This window comes from Blautia pseudococcoides (assembly GCF_001689125.2).
Classification (GTDB): domain Bacteria; phylum Bacillota; class Clostridia; order Lachnospirales; family Lachnospiraceae; genus Blautia; species Blautia pseudococcoides.
Genome location: NZ_CP015405.2, coordinates 3,527,406 through 3,550,794 on the forward strand (window position 1 = coordinate 3,527,406; position 23,389 = coordinate 3,550,794).

At 46.3% G+C, this 23,389-nt stretch carries 21 protein-coding genes, 1 tRNA gene and 1 pseudogene; 13 read left to right on the forward strand and 10 right to left on the reverse strand.

All coding sequences use genetic code 11. From position 1 onward, the window contains the following. Positions 1-29 precede the first annotated feature (29 nt). On the reverse strand, positions 30-2,288 hold the full coding sequence (locus A4V09_RS16705) for a bifunctional diguanylate cyclase/phosphodiesterase (RefSeq protein ID WP_065543339.1): 2,259 nt from the start codon (positions 2,286-2,288) through the stop codon (positions 30-32). 148 nt (positions 2,289-2,436) lie between these two features. On the opposite strand from A4V09_RS16705, the gene A4V09_RS16710 reads away from it, so the two are divergent. Then, positions 2,437-3,927 carry a GntR family transcriptional regulator gene (locus tag A4V09_RS16710; protein WP_065543340.1) on the forward strand — a complete coding sequence of 497 codons (1,491 nt, stop codon included), beginning with the start codon at positions 2,437-2,439 and terminating at the stop codon, positions 3,925-3,927. Between the two features lie 140 nt (positions 3,928-4,067). On the opposite strand, the gene A4V09_RS16715 is transcribed toward A4V09_RS16710, so the two are convergent. Then, complete coding sequence (locus tag A4V09_RS16715; RefSeq protein ID WP_065543341.1) at positions 4,068-4,355, reverse strand: hypothetical protein; 288 nt, start codon at positions 4,353-4,355, stop codon at positions 4,068-4,070. Positions 4,356-4,404: 49 nt separating this feature from the next. Beyond that, the gene (locus tag A4V09_RS16720; RefSeq protein ID WP_065543342.1) at positions 4,405-4,761 is read right to left on the reverse strand and encodes a helix-turn-helix domain-containing protein; all 357 of its coding nucleotides are present in this window, start codon (positions 4,759-4,761) and stop codon (positions 4,405-4,407) included. 183 nt (positions 4,762-4,944) lie between these two features. Between A4V09_RS16720 and A4V09_RS16725 the strand changes: the two genes are divergently transcribed. The 11 genes from A4V09_RS16725 (at position 4,945) to A4V09_RS16765 (ending at position 12,880) form a co-directional block, all read left to right on the forward strand. Then, positions 4,945-5,244 (forward strand): hypothetical protein, encoded by a 300-nt coding sequence (locus tag A4V09_RS16725; protein WP_157123515.1) that lies wholly within the window; start codon positions 4,945-4,947, stop codon positions 5,242-5,244. A 583-nt stretch (positions 5,245-5,827) separates the two neighbouring features. Beyond that, positions 5,828-6,163 (forward strand): hypothetical protein, encoded by a 336-nt coding sequence (locus tag A4V09_RS16730; RefSeq protein WP_065543344.1) that lies wholly within the window; start codon positions 5,828-5,830, stop codon positions 6,161-6,163. Between the two features lie 9 nt (positions 6,164-6,172). After that, on the forward strand, positions 6,173-6,718 hold the full coding sequence (locus A4V09_RS16735) for a hypothetical protein (RefSeq protein ID WP_065543345.1): 546 nt from the start codon (positions 6,173-6,175) through the stop codon (positions 6,716-6,718). A gap of 13 nt (positions 6,719-6,731) precedes the next feature. Further along, positions 6,732-6,908 carry a hypothetical protein gene (locus A4V09_RS24575; RefSeq protein ID WP_157123516.1) on the forward strand — a complete coding sequence of 59 codons (177 nt, stop codon included), beginning with the start codon at positions 6,732-6,734 and terminating at the stop codon, positions 6,906-6,908. Positions 6,909-6,925: 17 nt separating this feature from the next. After that, positions 6,926-7,090, forward strand: a complete 165-nt coding sequence (locus tag A4V09_RS24580; RefSeq protein ID WP_157123517.1) for a major coat protein — start codon at positions 6,926-6,928, stop codon at positions 7,088-7,090. 153 nt (positions 7,091-7,243) lie between these two features. Then, positions 7,244-8,818 carry a hypothetical protein gene (locus A4V09_RS24585; protein WP_065543346.1) on the forward strand — a complete coding sequence of 525 codons (1,575 nt, stop codon included), beginning with the start codon at positions 7,244-7,246 and terminating at the stop codon, positions 8,816-8,818. A 4-nt stretch (positions 8,819-8,822) separates the two neighbouring features. Beyond that, positions 8,823-9,044 carry a hypothetical protein gene (locus A4V09_RS16745; RefSeq protein WP_065543347.1) on the forward strand — a complete coding sequence of 74 codons (222 nt, stop codon included), beginning with the start codon at positions 8,823-8,825 and terminating at the stop codon, positions 9,042-9,044. A 77-nt stretch (positions 9,045-9,121) separates the two neighbouring features. After that, positions 9,122-9,826: a zonular occludens toxin domain-containing protein gene (locus A4V09_RS16750; RefSeq protein WP_065543348.1), complete on the forward strand. Its 705-nt coding sequence runs from the start codon at positions 9,122-9,124 to the stop codon at positions 9,824-9,826. A 164-nt stretch (positions 9,827-9,990) separates the two neighbouring features. Next, positions 9,991-11,598 carry a hypothetical protein gene (locus tag A4V09_RS16755; RefSeq protein WP_065543349.1) on the forward strand — a complete coding sequence of 536 codons (1,608 nt, stop codon included), beginning with the start codon at positions 9,991-9,993 and terminating at the stop codon, positions 11,596-11,598. Beyond that, entirely contained in the window at positions 11,599-11,826 is a 228-nt protein-coding gene (locus tag A4V09_RS16760; RefSeq protein WP_065543350.1) for a hypothetical protein, read from the forward strand. A gap of 79 nt (positions 11,827-11,905) precedes the next feature. Continuing rightward, entirely contained in the window at positions 11,906-12,880 is a 975-nt protein-coding gene (locus A4V09_RS16765; RefSeq protein WP_065543351.1) for a tyrosine-type recombinase/integrase, read from the forward strand. 85 nt (positions 12,881-12,965) lie between these two features. Here the strand turns inward: A4V09_RS16765 and A4V09_RS16770 are convergent. Further along, positions 12,966-13,039: transfer RNA gene (locus A4V09_RS16770), tRNA-Arg, on the reverse strand. Positions 13,040-13,225: 186 nt separating this feature from the next. Here A4V09_RS16770 and A4V09_RS16775 point away from each other — a divergent pair. Continuing rightward, on the forward strand, positions 13,226-14,971 hold the full coding sequence (locus tag A4V09_RS16775) for an ABC-ATPase domain-containing protein (RefSeq protein ID WP_065543352.1): 1,746 nt from the start codon (positions 13,226-13,228) through the stop codon (positions 14,969-14,971). A gap of 135 nt (positions 14,972-15,106) precedes the next feature. Here the strand turns inward: A4V09_RS16775 and A4V09_RS16780 are convergent, their stop codons facing one another. From A4V09_RS16780 to A4V09_RS16805, 6 genes and pseudogenes are all read right to left on the reverse strand, one after another. Continuing rightward, complete coding sequence (locus A4V09_RS16780; protein ID WP_065543353.1) at positions 15,107-16,120, reverse strand: aldo/keto reductase; 1,014 nt, start codon at positions 16,118-16,120, stop codon at positions 15,107-15,109. Between the two features lie 7 nt (positions 16,121-16,127). Beyond that, entirely contained in the window at positions 16,128-17,210 is a 1,083-nt protein-coding gene (locus A4V09_RS16785; protein WP_198168550.1) for a zinc-dependent alcohol dehydrogenase family protein, read from the reverse strand. Positions 17,211-17,346: 136 nt separating this feature from the next. Then, positions 17,347-20,016: a family 78 glycoside hydrolase catalytic domain gene (locus A4V09_RS16790; protein ID WP_065543354.1), complete on the reverse strand. Its 2,670-nt coding sequence runs from the start codon at positions 20,014-20,016 to the stop codon at positions 17,347-17,349. A 107-nt stretch (positions 20,017-20,123) separates the two neighbouring features. Further along, a pseudogene (locus tag A4V09_RS16795) lies at positions 20,124-21,624 on the reverse strand (FGGY-family carbohydrate kinase). Beyond that, the gene (locus tag A4V09_RS16800) at positions 21,621-22,553 is read right to left on the reverse strand and encodes a transketolase family protein (RefSeq protein ID WP_065543355.1); all 933 of its coding nucleotides are present in this window, start codon (positions 22,551-22,553) and stop codon (positions 21,621-21,623) included. Before A4V09_RS16800 ends, A4V09_RS16795 begins: the two are co-directional and overlap by 4 nt. After that, positions 22,546-23,376, reverse strand: a complete 831-nt coding sequence (locus tag A4V09_RS16805) for a transketolase (protein WP_065543356.1) — start codon at positions 23,374-23,376, stop codon at positions 22,546-22,548. The genes A4V09_RS16800 and A4V09_RS16805 overlap by 8 nt, the downstream gene beginning before the upstream one ends. Positions 23,377-23,389: the final 13 nt, after the last annotated feature.

Genomic DNA, 23,389 nt, shown 5'->3' on the forward strand with positions numbered 1-23,389 from the left:
CCATATTCTCCCACCCCCATAAAGCCTGATCAACGCAAAAACCTTTCCTCAAACACATCAGCCGGAACCGGTCTGGAATATATATACCCTTGTATCATATCACAGTCCGCCATACGCAGGTACTCTACCTGTTCCTGCTCCTCGATCCCTTCCGCCACGGTTTTCACATCCAGCTTTTTCGCCAGCTCCATCAGACAGGCGATCACATCTCTCGCCTTCTCACTGTGCATATCCTGAAAAAAAATCCGGTCAAGCTTCAGCGCATCCACATCAAACTCTTTTAAAAGACCCAGGGAGGAGAACCCGGAGCCAAAATCATCCAGGGAACACCGAAATCCCAGCTTATGCATCTGACGGATGCTTTCTTTTACTATGTCTATTTGATTCTCCTCTAAAAATATGGATTCTGTCAGCTCAAATTCCAGCATGTCTGTTCTGACGCCATAACGGCCTGCGATCACGGATAATTCCTCCAGAAATTCCGGCTGGCTGAAATGCTGTCTCGACAGATTGACAGATATAGGGATCAGCTTTTTGCCCATATCCTCCCATTTTTCCAAAAGAGCACATACTTTTTCAAATACATATACATCCAGCCTGCATATGTTTCCATTCCGCTCAAACAGGGGAATAAAATCTGATGGATAAATCACACCTTTCTGGGGATGATGCCACCGCACCAGTGCCTCCGCCCCTTTTGTTTCCCCTGACTTTGGACTGACCTTCGGCTGCAGAAACACCTGGAAGTCATGGCCGGAAAGAGAATCCTCAAACATTTCGTTCATCTCCTCCTCCCATTTCAGCCGCTCCGCAGATCCCTCATCGTAAAACCCACAATCCTCCCCTGCTTTTTTCTCACTGCTCTGTTCTGCAAGGCGCGCGTGGTCCTGTAAAATCGTGATCTCCTCACCCGGATTTTCAATGATACAGGCTCCCTGCCGGAAAGATACCGGGTAATGGGGTGCCCCGGTGCCGGAAAAAGAATTGATTTCCGCAATCATAGCCTTCAGCCTTGTCTGTATACGTTCCGGTTCCGCCTCCCGAAGACACAGAAAAAAACTGTCTGATTCTGCTCTGGCCGCAAATTCATTTTTAGATGGCTTGATATGGCGCTGCAGTACCTGATGGATATAACACAGCATTTCATTGCCGCCCTCAATACCGAACCTCTCGTTGATCATTTTAAAACCTTTTACATTCATCATGACAATACAAAAGGCAGAAGGCTCCATTCTCAGCGCTGACTCCTTATATTTCAGGCAAAAGGCAGCCTGGTTCATTCCTCCGGTGACATTGTCCTGAAAGGCGAAACGCTCCAGCTCCCTTCTCCCTGTGTTGAAAAAGCGGTATACTTTCACAAGGAGGACAAAAAACACTGCCATTACAAATCCCAGGATCAAAAAGAATCTCCATATATTCCCTGCCAGACTGCCTGAGATCAAATCCGCAGGTATGATGGTCAAAAGAACCCAGTCGTTTACTCCCAAGGCATCATAAGACAGAAACAGCTCCTCCTGATGCACAGAAGTGAATTTCAGTATTCCACCCGCACCTTTCTGCATATCCTTCAGCATCTCTTCCAGCTCAGACACGACTTCCCGGTCTTCACTTTTCTTGAAGATATCTTCCAGCTGAAGAAACGGCTTTAAATCTGTGGGGGATAGAATCACCTTCCCGCTGCTGTCAATGATGCAGCTCAGACTTTCACCGTCAAAGCTCTTGGACGCGATCATAGCCTGCATTTTTTCCCTGCTCCGAGTGCCCACCATGACATACTCCACCGTACTGTCCCTATAAACCGGCACGGAATATATGATCTCCTGGCCGCCAAGATAACTGGTCCCCTCCCTTCCCTCAAAAGAATCCCTGACACAATCCAGTTTTCCTATTTCCTCCGGCTCCGCCGCGTCAATGGTCTTTGGCAGTGGTGTATGCACCATACCTCCCTGTCTGTCAATAACCCCCAGAAAATCAAATTCCATTATTTTGGCTTTCTGTTCCAGTATGGTTTCAAGTCCGGCCTTATCTTCATCTGCAATAAAATCCGCCGCCATTTTCAGGTCCCGGGATTTATGTTTCATGGTATTGCCTATCTCCTCCGCCATATACATGGTCACATCATTCAGATATTCTTCTGTACTGCGGGCCAATACCTTTTGAAGGTCAATGACATTCCAGGCAGATATCATCAGTGTAACCAGGATAACTATAGAGATGATGCCCACCTGGGCCCCGCTTATTAAAAAAGGCCCCTGATATGCAGAGCCCCTTCCTGCTCTTCGTCTCATGTTCCACACTCCTGCTGTAATACGGTTTCTTTTCTCTTTTTAAAATATTCTACAATGGGGTTCTTTCTCTGTGCAATCTTATATTTGTGTACATTTACATATAGTATTATAATAAAACACATACTACCAGCGCAAAGGAGACGGTACTATGGAACAGAAAAACAAATTATTTGACTTTTTATATCAAAGCCTGAAAAAACAGATTGAAACAGGGCTTCTCCCATACGGAAGCACCCTGCCTTCCATGAGTCAGCTCTGTGAAATATATCATGTGGGAATGCGCACAGCCAGGGATGTTCTGAAAACACTGGCACGTGAGGGTTACATCCGGACAGCCCAGCGCAGACCCACCCTTGTAATATACCAGCAGTCCCCAATACCCCAGGCAGGTCCATCCCCGGAGCCTTCCATACGGACTATCCTGACGCACAGATCCTCCATTCTGTCTGTTTACGAAACCATGGCACTGCTGATGCCACCTCTTTTCTCCTTCTCGGCTATGGTCTGCGGTGAGGAAAAAATGCAGCACTGCCTCTGGGTCCTGGCGCAGGAGAAAAAAGCCCACAGAAACAAATGGCAGACTTACTCCACCTTTCTGCATGAAATTCTTTCCTCTTCCGGCAGCCTGTTGTTCCGGGACTTATATATCAGTCTTGAACTCTATGCCCAGATCCCCTTCTTCTGGGAACACAGAGATTCCCTGACCGAGCCTGCAGATAATACCATCATGCAAAACACGTTCTGGCACACCGGACTTCTGAAACCGGAAAATGCCGGGGATGCCCTGCGTTATTTTACTGCCCTTTACCGTTTCACCAAAGGTATGATCGAAAAGTATCTGGACAGGCTTGCACTGGAATATCCGTGGATCCCCAAATCCCATAAAAATATATACGCCTGGAATGCTGACCTTGGCAGAGACCATTATCATATGCAGATCACCCGGGATATCATTGACAAAATAGGACTGGGGATTTATAGAGACAGGGAGTTTCTTCCCTCAGAGGAGTCTTTGGCCGGACAGTATCAGGTCTCTATAGCAACCGTGCGCAAAGCACTCTCCAATCTGAACAGGCTGGGCTTTTGCAAGACCTACAATGTTAAGGGAACACAGGTCACCCTTTTTAATGACCAGGCCACCTTTACCTGTATGAAGGACAAGACATACAAAAATGACACGCTTCTGTATTTAAGCGGTCTTCAATTCATGGCCCTGGCTGTTCCCCCTGCCGTCAGACTCACCTTTGATCTGATAACAGAAGAGACATTGAAGTCAATGGAGAAAAAGTTCCATGAGCCAAAAGCCATTCCCCTTGACATCATTATGGACTGTATCACGGAACGGATGCCTCTGTATCCCTTTCAGACCATTCTGAAGGAGGTGCGGAAAACGCTGCACTGGGGATACTATTTTTCTTTCTATCCCGAAGGCAGCCCAATGTCCAATATCATTAATCAGATGGGTCTTAAGGCTTATAGATATCTGTGCAGAAAGGACCGGGCAGCCTTTGCCGGACAGCTCAGTGCGTGCTACTGCCACATCCTGGTATTTGTCCGTGACTTTATGGCAGGCTGCGGCCTTCCGCAGGCAGATAAGATTGCGGCACCGGATATGTCTTTTATCCATTTATATGTCTGAACAAAAAGAAACCCTTGTAAAATTTTCATTCTACAAGGGTTTTGACGTGCGCGAGAAGATTCGAACTCCCGACCTTCTGGTCCGTAGGCAGCTTTGATTGAACACCGTTAATCTGACACTTTCTCTTGTGAATGACACCTTTATATATGTATGAGATTTTGTACCCATATTTGGGCTTCCGGATACCATTTTATAATTTCATTATATATAACTAGCAGTATTACTATTACAAATCCAATTTTTAATATTGGTGGAAATCTTCTTTTTCTCTCTAATTTTTTCAGTTCCTTATCCAATAATCTGTCATGCCTTTGTTTCCATTGATTATAATTATGTATATCTCGTGCTTCTTTTCTGGCTCTTTCAAGTCTTGCTTGTTCAACTCTTCTGTCCAGTATCTTATCAAAATCACTTTTCCTTTTGTTCATGACACAGCACTCCATAATTTACAATATTTACCATTATTTTCTATTTTTTTTATCCAGTTCGTGAAGCTGATGACTTTTCCGATTTTACTTTGTAAGCCTGGGCCTTCTCTTCTACAATCCCTATAAGCTTTATCTGTTCACGCTCTGGTAGAACTTTAAAATTTTCAAGCATTTCCTGTTCGTTTTGAGTAAGTATCCCCCTTTCCATTCTCACTCCCGTGAGAATATAGTAAATATCAGCATTGTAAATTTCCTGTAATTTGAGGAGGAAATTACTGCTTATTTCTCTTCTATCATTTTCATAATTTGATAAAGCACCTAGAGAAATGCCTGTTGAATCCCTTAAATCAGTTGTTTTTAAGCCTTGTTCTTTTCTCCATGCCAATAACCTCATTCCAATGGACATAAAATCACCTCTCATAAACGTGAAATTATTGTTGACTTTTCTCACGTATGTGATATAATAAAAGTGTAGAAAGTGACACTTTCTCACGGTTAATATAAGTTTCATTATAGCATTTTAATAGGTAAATGGGTAGGAAAATTTTTGGCTTCTATACCAATCATTTTCCCAGTGTAAAAGGAGGAAATGTTGAAATCTCCCAAAAGTAATGCCAAATCCGTCCGCATGACAGATGAAGTTTTAGCTTATATTCAATCTATGGATGGAAAAGGTTTTAATGAAAAATTTGAGAATATGGTCTTGTATGCCATGAAAACCGAAAAAGACCGTGAACGTCATATAGCCATTTTGGATGACGAGATAGCCCGCAAGCGTGATATTCTGCAAAGCCTTCAGGCGATAGATAACCGTCTTGTATGGGTACGTCGTTCGTTGGCAGGTCTGGCAGACCAGGTATCCGGTCTGATAGATAGTGATGAAATGTAACTCATTTTGACATCCGGATATCTGCCTGCAGCTCTTCGGGCGAGATACAAAGGTGTAACGCACGTGCACCCGTGCTTTACATAGATTTAGTAACCATTGTGTGGCCGGGGCACCAACACCGCCCTGGCAGTCCCTAAAAGCCTTAACCCTGCAAAAAGCAACCCTTATCCGCCGTAACCTTACGGCGCTCCCCCCTTTTTCCTTGGGCGTCTGCGCGCAGCGCGCTTAAACCAGCGTCCCTTGGGCACCCGGGCGCCGGGTCCCATGGGGCGGTGGGGCGCCGGGTGAGCGGTCGGGGCCATCATGCAGTGCACTGGGTGACGTAGTAGTGGTTGAGGCAAACAATTAAAAGGGGGATTTTATGTATATCAGTGTTTATAACATGTACATCCTGTTTGACAAGCTGTCTGCTTTATCAAACGTCCGCTTTTTTGCTCTTTTATTTACGGCTGTTGCTTTGTTTTTTTATTATGTCTGGTATAACATGTAATCCGCCTGTTTATAGGCTGGCGGTTTATATAGATAACAAATTATTATGTTTTGACTGTCTTGCTTATATGTAGGACAGCAGAGAGGAGAAAAAATGAACACACAAAGAATTTTGTTACTGTACGCTGGGGAATACGATATGAAGGCTAAGGATACCGGAGAGATCGTAAAGGGCTGTACATTTAAGTATCTTTTTTTTGGTGAAAAAGGTGAACTGTTAAAATCTCATTATGATCAGGTAGGAGGAGTTGGTTATCAGCCCGCCAAATGTACTGTTGATTTTGACAAAAGAAGTCAGGTTGTATCTGCTCCGGCAATTTATGATGCAGAGTTTATCATGAAGGTTGGTAGTGATGGCAAACCCGTCCTGGTTGTTGATACGTTGCATTATCTTTGTGATGCAACCTTTGGTATGCTTGAAAAGAAATAGGTGGTATATATGCAGGAACAGGTAGAAACGATTGAGACTACTGACTATTTACCGCAATTTGATTCCCTTCATCAGGATTTGATTAGTATTCAGGGATCGCTCACTGATATACAATCTGCCCTGGCGGAAACGCCATATACAGATGTTTTTACGCTGATACATGAAAAGCTGGAATTGATCGACGGGAAACTGGTTGAACCTGTCTTAGTAGAAGATATGTTATGTGTCCCTGTCTATCAGCAATTGCAGTCAGAAGAAAGTGGTGCTATTGATGAAAGTGTACAACAGGAAGACCCGGAAAAAGAAACTCCTGTTACAGATAATCCAGAAAAAGCTGTTGAAAATAACCCTGCCGTTGAACCAGCGGTTACAGCCGACTATACAGAGGATATACAAGCTCTGCTTTTGGCTGTTAAGGATGTGAATAAGCATCTCGAGAAGGTAGAGATCTATCAGCAGAATATGCAGAATATCCAGATTCCTATTATGGGCTGTGTAGCTCTTATATTCGGCGGAATCCTGGCTCTTATATGCAGTAACTATATTAAGCATTAAGGAGGTAAGACCTATGGAAAAAGTAGTACATACAGCAGAGGTTTTATCCTCTGCCGCAGAAGTCCTCCCGTTAGGGGAGATCGCAAAACTTATGATTTCATTTATCCCTGTTGGCTTTGTCTTAGGCTTCATCTGCCTGTTATTGGGGCTTTGCATTTCCGGGATAATGAAAATATTTAAAAGGGTATAACCCGGAAAGGAGAAATTATGGAAGCTATTACAACCGCATTAACGACCCAAATGACAGAGATCGGCACATCCCTTACCAGTCTTGTGACAAGCACCCTGCCGATTGCCTTACCTCTTATTGGTGGTGTTTTCCTGATTACAAAAGGTATTAGTGTATTTAAGAAAGTCACAAACAAAGCTTGACAGATTGGGATGCAAAATCCCGGTGGAGGGGGAAGCTTCCCCCTCTAATTTTTTAACTTTTTTTATGAAAATGTATCTCAAATCAGTTGTGCTGCGGAGCTGGATGCGTCCCGATCGGGAATGCTGTTGAGATACAAGAAAGGAAGGTGTGATGTGAAGAAAAGAAAATCAAGAATCTGGAAGTACAGGAAAAGGATAATATGCATCCTGCTTTGCTGTATTACTCTCCTGTCATCCATCTACTATGCATATAAACATGCGGAGGAAGTGCAGGCTATAGCTATTGTGGATGATCTTGCTGTCATACTTATGATAGCGGCGGCCTGCGGGGTGGGATGGACAACTTATAAGACTATGACAGATGGAAGTTCTGCCTTTGACATTTCAGGGCTTGAGGATGCTATGGAAGATAGCTGGAATAATGCACAAATCATACAGTTTCCGAATCAAAGTCCCGATGACTTTGACCCGAATCAAGATGATCCGAATGAAAAGCCCTCTAACTGGAAGCAGTTTAAGGAATGGGTTAAACAGCACGGTAAAGTCTTAAAGATCACTGGCACTGTAGTTGGGAGTATCATCACGGGTATGGTGGGGGATTTTATTAAAAAAAGGGAAGAAGGCACTATTAAACCTGAAAATATTGAATTATCAGCGCAGACTATGGAACTTATAAAAAGTAAGATAAATGAATATCCTTGTGTAACTGTATATAATCAAAATGGAATTCCTGGTAACTATGCTCCTATTTTGACTAAAACTCCAACTGTAAGGTATCCTATGGTTTCCCAAACTTCTCAAGATATTATTGGTTGTCCTGTTTCTGATACTTTTGTAGAAATTGCGTTTGGTAAAGCATATGTTGTTGCAGGACAGGGAATTAGTTTAAATCCTGATTGGGTAGTTTTTACTGGTGCTATATCTTTTTCTAGTGTAGAAGATGCTATGAATTATATTGATAGTGGTGCTTCATCTATTAAATATCCCGGTAAGGTAAATCCAAATTCCATGCCATTATCTACTGATATAATGGACTGGATAGGGGACAATCCTGAAAAAGAAAAACCGGATGATCCGTTTTATGGCGAAATTCGGTTGCCGAATCAGGATGAAATGGACGAATTGCTTAAGAAAGTGCAAGAAATCAGTGAAAAAGATACTGGCGGGGATGCGGGGGAAGATACGAATAAAGAAGAGGAAATCAGGACATTATTTGACACTTTTATTAATACGTTGACTAACCCTGACTTGAATCCAAATCCTGATCCGAATCCTGACCCTGACCCGGATCCTGATCCTGACCCGAATCCTGATCCGAATCCTGATCCTAATCCGAATCCTGACCCGAATCCTGACCCGAATCCTGATCCTGACCCGAATCCTGATCCTGACCCGAATCCTGATCCTGACCCGAATCCTGATCCTGACCCGAATCCTGATCCTGGCGGCGATGGTGAAATCGGTGATTATACAGCAGATTTAACAGAAATATTTCCTTTTTGTATCCCTTTTGATCTAATCAAGGCTTTTAAGGTTTTGTCCGCTAAGGCCGAAGCTCCGGTCTTCAAATTTCCATTTAAGCTTGATTATGGCCCGGTACATATTGACGAAAAATGGGAACTTGATATGTCAGATTTTGAATCTGTGGTACAAATTTTAAGGATTATTGAAACATTAGGTTTTATTGTTTCTCTTATCCTTGTCACAAGAAATTTAATTAAGGGGTGATCTTATGGAGATTGTCACAAAATTTTTGGATGCTGTTTTATCTTTGTTACCCAGAAGTCCGTTTGTAGCGTTTATCGATGCTATGGAAAACCTGCCTTTTTTGACTGCACTAAATTATTTTATTCCTATTTCGACTTTTATCAGTATTGGTGAAGCCTGGCTGGTGTCTGTAGGAGTGTTCTATCTTTATAGCATCCTGCTCCGGTGGATAAGGGCTATATCCTAACACCATAATGTGATACAAAATTTACGCTGCAGCCAGGGTATCTGCAGAAAAAATGAGATACAGAAAGGGGTAATCATATGATAATCTTCTACTCGGGAACTCCCGGTTCTGGAAAATCTTTGCATGTTGCCAGTAATTTATATTGGTGGATCAGGGCGGGCAGACCTGCAATCGGGAATTTTGATATAAACCTTGACCGGATCAAGACACGTAACAATAAGCGCTATACTTTTTTACGCAATAATGAGATCACACCTGATTATCTCATGCGTTTTGCTCAAGATTATGTAAAAGAAACGGGCAAGATCCGGGAAGACAGTATTTTGCTTGTCCTGGACGAATGCCAGCTTATGTTTAATGCCCGGGACTGGTGCCAGCGTGGACGGAACGACTGGTTACAATTTTTTACGCTGCATCGTCATCTTGGATACCGGATAATACTCATTGCCCAGTTTGACCGGATGATAGACAGACAGGTCCGGAGTCTGATCGAGTACGAGTACATACATCGTAAAGTTAGTAATTTTGGCCTAAAGGGAAAGATCATCTCCATGCTTGCCTTTGGCAATCTCTTCGTTTCTGTTAAAGTCTGGTACCCAATGAAGGAAAAAGTCGGCAGTGAATTTTTCCGCGCAAAAAAGCTCTATTACAGGTTGTACGACACCTATGTGCTGTTCGACCGCCAGGACGCCCGCCCGACTGAGGAAGGGGGCACGGGGGCCCCGCCGAAGGCGGACGGGCATCTTGGCGCAACCAGCCCAGAAGTGCCGGAGAAAGCCTGACCACGAGCTTGTACTACGTGGTCTGAAAATACATATGAATTACACAATGAAACCCGCGTGGTTGACAGGAAAACAGGGGGAAAACCCGTTTGGCCAAATGGCCTTTCGGCCAAAAACTGAAAAAGGACTGTTTTGAGATACAAAATGGAAAATGAGGTGAAAATTTGGTTGATAAGAGAGACTTTAAAACTTGCCAGATAATGGCTGAAATGTCTGAACAAGATTCAAATTACTGGTTCGATTATAAAAAAAGTAAGTTCCTGCATCAGATTGATACTTTTTACTATTCCGTGAAATTTAATAATGATTTTACGGAAGAAACCCGTGATGATCAAGTTATCCGGCTTCGGCATTATTTTGAATTAAAGCGAAAAGAATTGTTTGAAGTATACGGAAACGTGGTGCCGATATACATAAAGGATTTGGGCAATTTAAATCTGGTTCCGATAACATTCAGCGGATTTTATAACATCTGTCTGGAAAAGCCGGAAGAATTTAATATTTTTATTGCTCCCCGGGTCCCCCGTAGTCAAGAGGGGGCATCCGTTACCAGTGAGATTATTGTACAGATACGATCGTATATGCTCTGGATGTATGGAGTTCATAATGCATTTGAGCGATCACTTGCCTATGTAAAAGGTATTGCAGATTTTTTTCATTTGGATATAGATTTTGTCCAGGAAAATCGTGCTGATTATTGTTGGCACTCGAATTACTTGGCAAATCCAGAAAAGTTCTTTAGTATTGAGAATTTTTACAAGATGCGCGTTGATCGGTATAAGGGTGCTCATTTCAATACGGAAAAAGTCGGTTCTGAAGATTACCTGATTGATTATGTGGCCCTTGGTAAGCGCGGGCAGAAATGCTTTGTCAGGATCTACTTAAAGAGTAAGGAAGTTGTAGAAATGGGATATAAGCCGTTTTTCTTCAAAGTCTGGCTATTTCACGGACTTATTAACCGTTACGATTTTTATTGCTATGAGGAGTGCTTTAAGCGTGGCTCCTGGGGCCATTTGGATATAGCTCGAATAAAATATTATGCGGAATATGGACAAGATGAATCTTTGTGCCGTAGGGCAAAGCAAATTGTCCTGGACAATGAGAGTCAGTTACATGTGACGGATGATATTAGGCGGTTTGCTAATATGCTTACCCCAAAAATCAATCTGATTGTCAACGTTGAGTTCCAGACTATGCGAAAAGCGTCTAAAAATTATCCCTTAATACCATTTAAGGATAATAGTGATAAGGGGTGCTGCCAGCGTATCTATGATTACTTGGACAACCATTATATGATTGCAAATTACCTTACCAGTAATATCCTCCGGTTGGTAGAGACTACGGGTGATAGTAACAAGTCCAGGCGGCCTGATTGTGGTTTTTGGCGTGCGCTCCGTAACACCAAGATGGTGGATGCCCTGGTCCCGAAGGTGCAATTACCATTTATAAGGCAATATAATCGTAATCTCTCTGCTGATGTCATGAAGCGGCAGTTAATCAACAAAGCGGTCATGTTATCTTTTTACAACAAGGGAATCAACGAGGATAGTCCGGCAAGAGATGCCATGGAAGCTGTATTAACCTTAAATGATAATGATGTAAAACAGGCTATGAGATATAAACAAAAAAAATCCAGACAGCTATCTGGTCAGGAACTGTCTGGACTTAGAAATGACTACTCTAGTCTTGATGTAACAATTGTTGATAATGCAACTGGTGCTGTCTATGGTTATGATAGCATGGATGACCTGCTTTTACAAGGGGGCGATTAGATGGATATTGAAAAATATTTGAAAGAATGCTGTCGAATGGCAACCCTTAAAAAACAGGATGAAAATATTAAAAAGGTATATGCCGACGTCAACTTTCAGCGATTAATTGATCGGGCAATGGAATGGTTACAGAACCAGCATTATCTGGAAGCTGGGGATTATATCTTTGAACATAGTGATTATGATGACTATCTTACCTATATGGCTGGGTTATATGAAGATGAATAATGTAACTCAAATCGTGTGTGCTGCAGAACCCGATCGGCTCCGGCCGGAAGAATGATTGAGATACAAATGAGGTGATATTATGGATATAAATTTACAACAAGCTTTTGATCTATTTATATTTGACCGGGAGACGTATTGCAACGCAAAGACCGTCAAAAATTATAAAAATACTCTCTCTTACTTTTTTGATTATATGAAAGAAACTTATCATTGCGAAATATGTGATATCAAATTATCAGATGTCACTTTGATGGATTTAAAGGGCTATGTAATCATGCTCCGCAAGAGGGATAAACTGTCAAGTCATCCTTATAAACCTACGGAGCATAAGCCCATAACAAATACCTCAATCCGAACGTATTCCATTGACCTGAGGACTTTTTTCAATTTTCTCTATGACAACGATTATATGGAAAATAATCTGATGAAAAAATTCAAACTCATAAAGAGAGAAACGAAATTGGTACTCCCTCTTTTTGCGGATGAAGTAAAGGAAATTGACACTTTGTTTAACTTAAAAACCTGTACCGGATTAAGAAACTACTGTATGGTACATTTGATGCTGGATGAGGGTTTACGCTCTGGAGACGTATGTAATCTTCGTGTTCATAACATCAATTTTCAGCAAAATCACATTCTAATCTTCGATGGTAAAGGTAACAAAGATCGAATAGTCCCTCTGGCTACTGGTTTAAAAAAGCATTTACATCAATATGCTACAATCTATCGTCCGTATACGGATCATGATTATATGTTTTGCTCTGTCGACGGTGCTCATGTTCCAGTGACGGAAAATACGATCAAGTGTTTGTTTGCCCGCATCCGCAAAAAGACAGAGATTACAAGGTTAAAACCGCATTTATTAAGGCATACCTTTGCAACATCGTTCATCCTTGGCGGCGGGGATTTGGAATCTTTGAGGATATATCTTGGACATACCAGTTATGATACAACACAGAATTATTTGCATCTGGCGAATACATATAATCGTATGGGGTCTGACGTTTATCGCCTGGACAAAATATTTTTCAAGACTTATTATAGTGTATCATAGCTAAAATACCAGGATATGACCAGAGTGTCATTTTCCGGAAAACAAAACAAAGCCCTGTCTGCATCCTTGCAAACAGGGCTTTTGACGTGCGCGAGAAGATTCGAACTCCCGACCTTCTGGTCCGTAGCCAGACGCTCTATCCAGCTGAGCTACGCGCACATCCAATCATTGGATAGATATTTATTTGTTATTGCCTTAGCAACGAAATTTATTATATCTTATGGTGCGAAAAATGTCAATAGGTTTTTAATTTTTTTTTTATCCTCCACGCTTGCCATTTTTCCATGAATTGTTTATAGTAAAAGGTAAGCGAAATTTACCTATTTATAAAGGAGTTACAATACTATGAAATCATCATCAGATCTGAAGACCATGCTGGCCTCCATCCACCGGAGGAGTTATCCCGCCTATAAAGATTTACGGGGCGTCTACGCTTTCGGTGACTATACATTATCCATTGACCATGTACAGGGCGACCCCTTTGCGGCACCCTCCAGCCTAAGTATCAGGATTCCACTCAGCACAGCCGGTTTTCCTGCCCATTATTATAAGGAAAAGCATACCCGGATCGCCCTTCAGGACCATCTGAACAGACAGTTTGAACAGCAGGTGTATCAATTCAGCTTCAAGGCCAAGGGTTCCGGCAAAAGCGGACTGATCTCTGTCAGCCGCTGCGGGCAGGAAATCCTGGACCGCACTGCCTGCGAAATTACGGATACGGATTTGACCGCCCGCTTCACCGTCGGTTTCCCTGCAAACGGCAGGACCATCAATGCACCGGAGCTGGAAAAAATCCTGTTTGAATTTCTCCCGGTATGCGTACGGAAATCCTTCCTGTATAAAAACCTGAATGCAAAAGCCATGGAGAATGTGTTCTTTTTGGCAGAAGACCAGCAATTTATAAGAGAAGAACTGAAAAAGCGGGATCTGGCCGCCTTCGTGGCGGATGGTGCCATCCTTCCAAGACAGAGCGGCGTATCGGACAAGCCGCTAAAGAGCTGCGTCCCCTTCTCCTCCCCCGGATCCATGCGCACAGAGCTTGCTCTTCCCCACAAAGGGAAGATCACCGGAATGGGCATCCCCGTGGGTATTACCCTGATCGTGGGAGGCGGCTATCACGGGAAATCCACTCTGCTGAACGCACTGGAATCCGGTGTGTACAACCACATTGCCGGGGACGGAAGGGAATATGTCATTGCAGATGACACAGCAGTGAAACTGCGCTCTGAGGACGGACGTTTTGTAAAAGACGTGGACATCTCCATGTTCATCAATGACCTCCCCAACAAGAAGGATACCCACTGTTTCTCCACTCCGGACGCCAGCGGAAGCACATCCCAGGCAGCCGCTATTGTGGAGAGCATGGAGGCAGGCTCCCATCTGTTTTTCATCGATGAAGATACCTCTGCCACCAACTTCATGGTGCGTGATACCTTCATGCAGCATGTGATCAGCCGGCACAAAGAGCCTATCACTCCGTTTTTGGAGCGCGCAGGGGATTTGTATTCCAAAGCGGGTATCTCCACCATCTTAGTGGCAGGAAGCAGCGGCGCCTTCTTCCACATTGCGGACACCATTATCCAGATGGACTGCTACCGTCCCGTGGACATAACACAATCCGTGAAGAAGCTCTGTAAAGACTTTCCGCTGCCCCCTGCAGACACGCCTGCCTTTGTCCTGCCTGAAAGCCGCAGGATCATGACCACACCGGATTTTCGTGACTCCTCCCCCCGCCATCGGGGACGCGGACCCAAAGACAACGGACACGGCGGCAGGGAGGAACGGAGTTTAAAAACCAAGACCCATGACCGCTATACCTTCTCCATCGGCAAAGAATCCGTGGACCTGCGGTATGTGGAACAGCTCACCGACTTTGAACAGACGGCTGCCCTTGCGGCCATCCTTCGCTACGCGTGTGAAAACCTGATCGACGGAAGAAAAACCCTGGACCAGATCGTCAGGCTGCTCCTGCACCAGCTTGAGACCAAAGGCCTCTCCTCTGTCTGCGGGACTTCCTACACCCCGTGCGGACTGGCTATGCCCAGGCCTCAGGAGATATACGCCTGCTTTAATCGTTTCAGAAGACAGTAAAACTACGAAATAAGCCTTGTGCGGCATAGGCAGCAAAACAGGCAGCAGTAAGTCTCTTTGCAAAGCACCTGTTGTCATGAAAAGAACGAGCACAGAGAATCTCCTCCGCATTTCTCTGTGCTCGTTTCTATACTTCTATTTTGCAATTATCCCATCCACATCCCACAGATCTTCCCAGCCTTTTGCACCGGCCCAGAGAAATACCTGGCCTTTTACCAGGCGGCAGTTCTTGTCGGCAAGACGGATCTTCTCCATCTCCTCATCTGTGAGCGGGTCCTCAGTGATGCATTTCAGATTGCTGATGTACTGGGGTTCCTTCACAGAGAAGGGGATTGGCACCTGTCCCCGCTGCACAGCCCATTTCAGGCACACCACCGCCGGATGTATCCGGTGTGCTTCTGCGATCTCCAGGATCTCGGGCATCTGGGTATCTGCAACGTCCTCAGAGGTCCTGTCACGCTCCGGGCGTGAAGGGGAGCCAATGGGACAATAGCCGATGGGCACAATATTGTGTTTTTGCACGTAATCAAACAATTCCGGCTGCTGAAAGCCCGGATGAAGCTCCATCTCAATGGCAGCAGGCTGGATCTTACAGAGGGTAAGCACTGCTTCCAGCTTCGGTATGGTCATATTAGACATGCCGATGTGGCGCACAAGCCCCTCCTCCAAAAGCTGCTCGCACTGTCTCCACACACCCATGAACTCCTCCGTGGAAAAAGGTCTGGAATCCGGGTTCCTGGAATTGCCGTCACAGCCCGGTGCATGGTAATTCGGAAACGGCCAGTGTACAAAGTACAGATCCAGATAGGAAAGGCCCAGATCCGTAAGGCTCTGCTTACAGGACGCTATGACCTCTCCATCCCCGTGCATATCATTCCACACCTTTCCGGTGATAAACAACTCTTCTCTCTTTACAACCTGATCCTCAAAGAGGTGCCCCAGGACAGCACCGATCTCCTTCTCATTCTGGTAGACGGAAGCGCAGTCTATGAGACGGTATCCGTTTTCCACGGCACCATATACGGCGCTTGACACCTGCTCCGGGGAATACTTATCAGAACCAAAGGTGCCGATACCCATAGCAGGCATTCTGGCCCCTGTATATAAAGTTTTGTAGGGTACTTTTGCCGGGTCTACTCCTTTTGCCATAATAAACCTACCTTTCATCCTGGTCGCCGAAAATAACCGCAACCTTGCCGCACTGTCCGCCTGCCATCAGCTTATAAGCCTCCCCGGCTCTCTCAATGGAAAATTCATCTGTGATCAGGTCCTCCGGATGGATGTTCCAGCGCACCAGACGCTCCACCAGTTCTTCCATCCTCCACAGACTTGTCACCCAGGAACCGTAAATGGTCTTCTGTCCGTGAATAATATCCGGGCTGGGATTGAAGGTACAGGTTCCGCCCTCTCCCACAAATGCAATTTTGCCCCACTCTCTTGTGGCACGGATTGCAAGCTGACGGCCTGCATCATTGGCGCTGGCATCAATGGCCCGCTCCACGCCGCGGCCTCCGGTCACTTCCAGAATTTCATCCAGAGTATTATCACCCGGTTTAAATACATGGTCCACAAGTCCCAGTTTTTCAGCCAGGCCAATGCGGTACTCATTCATTTCCACACCGATCAATTTATTTGCCCCCAGCGCTTTGGCAAGCATAAGGGCAGCCAGTCCTACAGGTCCCAGTCCTGTGACCAAAACCGCATCATTTCCGCTGATACCGATCTTTTCAATGGCCTCATAAACCGTACCGAATCCGCAGGCTACCTGTGCACCGTCCTTGTATGTAAGTTCATCCGGAAGTGCGATCAGGTCTTTCTCCTCTGCCAGTATGTACGGAGCCATGCCGCCGTTTCTCTGCCAGCCGTATGCCTGGCGGAATCTGCTTTTACAGGAGATATAATATCCTCTGCGGCAGTCATTGCACACTCCGCACCCTGAAATGTGATACACGATCACTCTGTCGCCTTTTTTGAATCTGCGGAGGCCTTCGCCTTCCTCCACGATCACACCGCAGGGCTCATGGCCTGCCACCATGCCGGGAATATATCCCTCAGGTCCTTTTCCCACGTGTTCCCTGTAAATGCAGCGGATGTCACTGCCGCAGATTGTAGTTGCCTTTGTCTGGATCAGCACCTGTCCATGGCCCGGTTTCGGCACATCAAACTCTTTCATTTCCACTGAGCTGTTCCCCGGAAGTATCGCACCTGCCATTTTTTTCGGAAGCATTTTCACTGCCATAATCGTTATCCTCCCAATCCTTCAATTCCAGCGTTTTCTGCTGTTTTTTATTTGTCCTTATTATACCATTCTGCCTGCAGGTTATTAGAGATATCTGCGACACCTTGAAATCTATCATGTCGTGTTTTCGTATATTTTACAGATTACCAAATCCGTGATGTTCTCCTCTCCGGAAAAGGATACGGTAAGTGCCTGACCCGGCTTCTGCCTCCATATAGCCACTTTTCTGTACAAAGGAAAGGCTGTCCGCCTCAAGAACCTCTTCTGCCTCGTCCAAGCGCACGCTGGCGGTGGTATTGGCAGGGATCCTGACTGTAAGTATGACCTTGTCATCCTCCCTTTCCCAGCGCACACCCTCCTCCCCATAGATGGAATGATAAGTACCGTCCACGAACTGCAGGCCGCCGCCTATGCGCGGATAAAAAACAGCATGTTTGAACCCTGTGCAGGCTTCATCAGCCTCAATACCGGCCATGACCCGGTACATCCATTCTCCGATGGCGCCGTAAGCATAATGGTTAAAGGAATTCATGCCGGGGCTCCACATGGAACCATCGGGCTTAATGCCGTCCCAGTGTTCCCAGACCGTAGTGGCACCCATTTTCACCTGATACAGCCAGGAGGGGAAATCCTCCTTCAGAAGCAGATCATAAGCCTCTTTTACACACCCGTTCTGACTGAGGGCATGACAGAAATACGGTGTACCCACAAAACCGGTGACCAGATGCCCGTTTTCCTTATCCAGGAGCCGTTTCAGTCCCGCCACAGTCTTCTTCACATATGCCTGCGGTACCAGTTTGAAATACAAGGCAACAATATGGGCTGTCTGTGTCTGGGCAGTCATGGTTCCGTCATCCTTAAAAAATGTTCTCTGGAATTTTTCCACAATATGGCTGTACAGCTTTTCATATTCCCGGGCTGTCTCCTCTTTCCCAAGGGCTCTTGCCATCTTTGCAAAAAGTCCGGTGGAATACGCATAATATGCCGTACAAGTCAGGTCATTGGGCGTGGCGCCGAAATAGCTCCCCTCCTCCGCGTCCAGGGCAACCCAATCCCCAAACTGCAGTTTATAATTCCAGATATGATCTTCCGAATGACACCTCATGAAATCGATCCATGCTTTCATGCTGCTGTACTGCCTCTCTAAAATGGCCTTATCCCCATACATGAGATACAAAGTCCAGGGATTGATCACTGCCACGTCCGCCCAGGCTGCCGCGGAATGAGGGCCCTGCCTCAGAAGCCAGTTTCCGTCCGTACGGCCCTCTTCTATGTTTGGCACTACATGGGGCACGCCCCCTTCCGGTGTCTGGTCCGCCTCCACATCTCTGAGCCACTTTTTATAAAAGGTGTATGTATTCATAAGATAGCAGGCGGTACGGCAGAAAATCTGTGCATCCCCTGTCCATCCCAGGCGCTCGTCTCTCTGGGGACAGTCTGTGGGCACATCCAGAAAATTCCCCTTCAGCCCCCACAGGTAATTGTGGTGAAGCTGATTTAAAAGCGGATGGGAACAGGTTATGTTTCCTGTCCTCTCCATCTCTGAATGCAGGGTACAGGCCGTAAAATTTTCTTTCTCTGCCTCTCCGGGCCAGGAGACGATCTTTGCATACTGAAAGCCCATATAAGTAAAATGAGGATGATAAGTGACGGTTCCCTCTCTGGCAAATGTATATTTCATGGAAGCCTTTGCATGCCGCAGATTATCCAGATATACGTTCCCTTCATGATCCAGCACCTCAAAACAGTGCAGCTCGATCACATCTCCCGGTTTTCCGTATGCAGTCACCCGGATGCGTCCTGCCAGGTTCTGGCCGAAATCAATGACCAGTTCCCCTTTCGGCGTTCTGAAGATCCGCTTTGCAGGCAGTTCATCCATTACCCGGACCCTGGAACCGCTCTGTGCCCGGAGAACCCCTGTATCAAAGGGTACCAGTACCACATCTCTCCATTCTCCCTGTGGGGCTGCATCCACGGCCCAGCCCGGGATTTCTTTCGCCGCATCATAAATTTCGCCGTTGTAAATATCCGCAAACACAACCGGAGCATCACAACCCTTCCAGGATGGGCCGGTGCACACTGTCTCTGTACTTCCGTCCTCATACCGGATATATATCTGCATGGCAAATCCGGTTTTACTGCCATAGTTGTTTCTGGCACGTGTAAGACCCATAATTCCCTTATACCATCCGGCGCCCAGCATGGCCCCTGCCACATTTATGCCTTCTTTCAGAGCAGAAGCCACATCATAGGTCTGATACAGCAGATGTCTGCGGTAGGAGGTCCAGCCCGGTGTCATCTCGTCTTCCCCCACCTTCTCCCCGTTCAGATAAAAGTTATAAAGACCAAGGGCAGTGGTAAATGCGTAGGCTTCCCTTACTTTTCCCTTTACCCGGAAAGTTCCCCTTACATATGTGCCTTTTGACTCCTCTTTATAGGAATCATCCGTCTCCCCGGAGACAAACGGAGCCTTAAGGCCCTCCTCCAAAAGGGAGGTGACAAACCAGGCCGTTTCACTCCATCCTGTCTCCTCTTCTGCTGTCCATACCCGGACACGGACAAAATATTTAGATGCTGGCATGATCTCTGTATCCTTAACAAAAATATGCGCTGATTCACGGTCCTGTATTTGCCCGCTGTCATATATAAGTTCCGAAAATGCCCGGTCCGCTGCGATCTGCAGTCTGTAGCTTGTCTGCACCACATTTCTCCTGTCACTTTCCAGCTCCCATCCAAACTGCGGCATAGCCTCCACGCCCACCGGATTGACCTGATAATCCATATGTATCTTTTTTACTTTCAGCATTCTGACTCCTTTTCTATCCTGAATATACAGTAATGTCCCGTCCATTCACAGTCTCGGACAAAAACCCATGCAGGACCACAGCGACGTGCCCGGCTGCCCTCCAAGTGTCATCCATCCTCTGTATTACTTTTCAGAAGCATAGACAGGGCATCCTGCCATCCTCTGTATTTTCTTTCCCGCTCTGCCCCTGACATCACAGGTGTATAAAACGTGCCGTGTTTCCCTTCAAAAAGCATCTCTTTTTTGTAGATCCCGCACCCCAGTCCCGCAGCATAAGCCGCCCCGATTCCGGACAGTTCCTCGGCATCCGGCACATAAACGGTGCTTCCCAGAATATCACTTTGAAACTGCATCAGCCATTTATTGTTGGTGGGCCCGCCGTCAACACGCAGTTCTATACGGGGAACCTCCCCCGCCTTTTTCATAAGAGACACCACATCTGCGATCTGATATGCAATACTTTCAAGCCCTGCCTTGACCAGCTCGGCCTTTCCTGTTGTACGGCTCATGCCGCAGAAGGCAGCCGACACGCCGCTTCTAAAGTAGGGCGCCCCAAGTCCGGTAAATGCAGGCACAAGATATGTCTTATCTGCCGGATTGGCCTCACGGGCCAGGGTTTCCGACTCCCCCGGGGCGGTCAGCAGGCCAAGCCTGTCCTTCATCCAGGTGACTACGGCACCGGTATAATTGATATTTCCTTCCAGTACATACCGGACCTCCCCCCTCTGTCTTCCAGGCAAGGGAGGTCACAACTCCCAAATCCGAAAATACGGGCTTTTCCCCGATATTCATCATAATAGAAGATCCGGTGCCGTAGGTGGTTTTCATCATCCCCCGCCGCAGACACCCCTGTCCGAACAATGCTCCGTGGGAATCTCCAAGAACACCGTGTATAGGCACTGCATAGGGTAAAAGTCCTTCAAAGTCTGTCTCTCCGAAGAAACCGTCGGAATCTGTGACCTGCGCCATACATGCCTTTGGTATCCCGAAATAAGCCAGAAGTTCTTCATCCCACGCAAGGGTGGTAATATTAAAAAGCTGTGTTCTGGATGCGTTGGAGTAATCTGTCCTGAATTCTTTTCCTTTGGTCAGGCGGTATACAAGCCAGGAATCCACTGTGCCGCAGCAGATATTTCCCTGTTGGGCCTCCGGCCTGGTACCGGGAACTTGTTCCAGGATCCAGGCCAGCTTGGCTGCGGAAAAATAAGGGGACAAAAGCAGCCCGGTCCGTTTCCTGACCTCTTCTGAGACGCCGCTTTTTTCCAGTCTCCTGCAGATGCCTTCTCCTCTGGCGCACTGCCAAACAATTGCGTTATATACAGGTTTTCCTGTGTGACGGTTCCAGGCAAGCGCTGTCTCCCTCTGGCTGCTGATGCCCACACAGGCAATCTTCCCCCTGTCTATCCTGCTTTGTTCCAACAGATCCTTTACAGCCTTCAGGGTATTTTGGTAGATTTCCTCCGGATCATGTTCCACCCACCCTTTTTCATCTATAAGCTGCGCGTGGCATTTATCCGTGCGCAGAAGCAGATCTCCCCGGCTGTCAAACAGCATGGCCTTGGTGCCCTGGGTACTCTGGTCTATTCCGATACAATATGTTTGCTTCATCCCAATAACTCCACTGCCTTTTTGGCGATCCCTTCTTTGTTCAGACCATAATGATCAAATACTTCCTTTGATGTTCCCGTGATCACAGGGGCATCCGGAAGCGCCATACAGGCTGTTCTCTTCGGACAGTCTGCACCTATTATCATGCTGACCATGGAGCCAAGACCGCCGTATGGCGCATGTTCCTCCACGGTGATCACTGCTTTTGCATGGGATGCCGCCCGGATCACCGCTTCCTCATCCAGCGGTTTCAGACAGTACATATCAAGGACTGAGGCAAAGATCCCCTTCTCTTGCAGTATCTCTGCCGCCTCCATGGCAGGGCGCACCATCTCTCCGCAGGCGATGACTGCCACGTCTGTACCGTCCCGAAGAATAGTTGCCCTGTCCATAACAAACGGTACATTTTCCTCTGTATAGATATCCTCCACCGGATTTCTCCCCACACGGATGTAAGCCGGTTTCTCATCCTTTAAAAGGTTCTCTATGAGCTTTTTGGTCTGGTGCCGGTCACTGGGCACATAAACACGCATATTGGGAATTGCGCACATAGCTGCAAAATCCTGGGCGGAATGATGGCTCATGCCCAGTGCCCCATAGCTGATGCCTCCGCTGATACCGATCAATTTTACATTTGTATTGGAGTAGGCCACATCCACTTTTGCCTGCTCGTAACTTCTGGTGCTTAAAAAACAGGCCGGGGATGCTGCAAAAGGCTTCTTGCCTGCCTTGGCCATTCCCGCGGAAATACTCACCAGATTCTGTTCCGCTATCCCCACCTCCACAAACTGTTCCGGATGGGCCTCCGCAAAAGGAGCCAGGGAAGCGCTGCCTCTGGAATCACTACAGAGCACCACAATATCTTTATCGGTATCCGCGTGCTCATTCAGTACTTGGCAGATAGCCTGCCTGTTTGGTATTTTATTCATTGCGGGCTGCCTCCTCTTTTTCTTTTAATTCTCTCACAGCCTGGTCATACTGCTGGGCTGTGGGCACTTTGTGATGCCATCCTGCCGCATTTTCCATAAAGGAGACCCCGCAGCCCTTTATAGTATCCGCCATGACAACTGCAGGCCTTCCCTTCACCTTCCTTGCTTTCCCAAATGCCTTTAAGAGTGCATCCGCATCATTCCCATCCGCGGTCAGCACCTCCCAGCCAAAGGCTGCAAACCGGGCGGCTAAATCGTCATGATGCATGATGTCCTCCGTGCATCCGGATATCTGCAGGCGGTTTCTGTCCACAACTGCCAGAAGGTTGTCAAGGCCATACTGGGAGGCCGCCATAATCCCCTCCCATACAGATCCCTCCGCCAGTTCACCGTCCCCCATTACCGTATAAACACGGCTTGGCCGCTTATCCATTTTGCATGCCTTTGCAATGCCCACACAGACCGGAAGCCCATGCCCCAGGGAACCGGAATTCATCTCAATGCCGGGCAGCTTATTGTTGGGATGCCCAATATATTTTGAGCCAAATACAGAAAACTGTTCTTTCACTTCCTCTGCCGGAAAAAAACCCTTTGCAGCCAGAACTGCATAATAAGCCTCCACCGAATGACCCTTACTCATAACAAAATAATCCCTGTCCGGGTCATCCTGATTCTGCGGGCTTATATTCATCTCTTTGAAATACAGCGCTGTCAGTATCTCCATCACACTGAAATCACCGCCGATATGGCCTGTTTTGGCGCGGTAAACCATGTCCAGGACATCCCTTCGCATGGCATATGCCTTTGCTTTTAAATCATCCATCTGCCTTTGCTCC

Excerpts from the sequence above, each read along its gene's own strand:
- A4V09_RS16745 (WP_065543347.1), top strand. The coding sequence starts at position 8,823 with ATGGAGATTGTCACAAAATTTTTGGATGCTGTTTTATCTTTGTTACCC.
- A4V09_RS16715 (WP_065543341.1), bottom strand. The coding sequence starts at position 4,355 with ATGAACAAAAGGAAAAGTGATTTTGATAAGATACTGGACAGAAGAGTT.
- A4V09_RS16775 (WP_065543352.1), top strand. The coding sequence starts at position 13,226 with ATGAAATCATCATCAGATCTGAAGACCATGCTGGCCTCCATCCACCGG.
- A4V09_RS16800 (WP_065543355.1), bottom strand. The coding sequence starts at position 22,553 with ATGAATAAAATACCAAACAGGCAGGCTATCTGCCAAGTACTGAATGAG.
- A4V09_RS16730 (WP_065543344.1), top strand. The coding sequence starts at position 5,828 with ATGAACACACAAAGAATTTTGTTACTGTACGCTGGGGAATACGATATG.
- A4V09_RS16790 (WP_065543354.1), bottom strand. The coding sequence starts at position 20,016 with ATGCTGAAAGTAAAAAAGATACATATGGATTATCAGGTCAATCCGGTG.
- A4V09_RS16720 (WP_065543342.1), bottom strand. The coding sequence starts at position 4,761 with ATGTCCATTGGAATGAGGTTATTGGCATGGAGAAAAGAACAAGGCTTA.
- A4V09_RS16710 (WP_065543340.1), top strand. The coding sequence starts at position 2,437 with ATGGAACAGAAAAACAAATTATTTGACTTTTTATATCAAAGCCTGAAA.
- A4V09_RS16725 (WP_157123515.1), top strand. The coding sequence starts at position 4,945 with ATGTTGAAATCTCCCAAAAGTAATGCCAAATCCGTCCGCATGACAGAT.
- A4V09_RS24575 (WP_157123516.1), top strand. The coding sequence starts at position 6,732 with ATGGAAAAAGTAGTACATACAGCAGAGGTTTTATCCTCTGCCGCAGAA.
- A4V09_RS16750 (WP_065543348.1), top strand. The coding sequence starts at position 9,122 with ATGATAATCTTCTACTCGGGAACTCCCGGTTCTGGAAAATCTTTGCAT.
- A4V09_RS16760 (WP_065543350.1), top strand. The coding sequence starts at position 11,599 with ATGGATATTGAAAAATATTTGAAAGAATGCTGTCGAATGGCAACCCTT.
- A4V09_RS16805 (WP_065543356.1), bottom strand. The coding sequence starts at position 23,376 with ATGGATGATTTAAAAGCAAAGGCATATGCCATGCGAAGGGATGTCCTG.
- A4V09_RS16705 (WP_065543339.1), bottom strand. The coding sequence starts at position 2,288 with ATGAGACGAAGAGCAGGAAGGGGCTCTGCATATCAGGGGCCTTTTTTA.
- A4V09_RS16780 (WP_065543353.1), bottom strand. The coding sequence starts at position 16,120 with ATGGCAAAAGGAGTAGACCCGGCAAAAGTACCCTACAAAACTTTATAT.
- A4V09_RS16765 (WP_065543351.1), top strand. The coding sequence starts at position 11,906 with ATGGATATAAATTTACAACAAGCTTTTGATCTATTTATATTTGACCGG.
- A4V09_RS16735 (WP_065543345.1), top strand. The coding sequence starts at position 6,173 with ATGCAGGAACAGGTAGAAACGATTGAGACTACTGACTATTTACCGCAA.
- A4V09_RS16785 (WP_198168550.1), bottom strand. The coding sequence starts at position 17,210 with ATGGCAGTGAAAATGCTTCCGAAAAAAATGGCAGGTGCGATACTTCCG.
- A4V09_RS24580 (WP_157123517.1), top strand. The coding sequence starts at position 6,926 with ATGGAAGCTATTACAACCGCATTAACGACCCAAATGACAGAGATCGGC.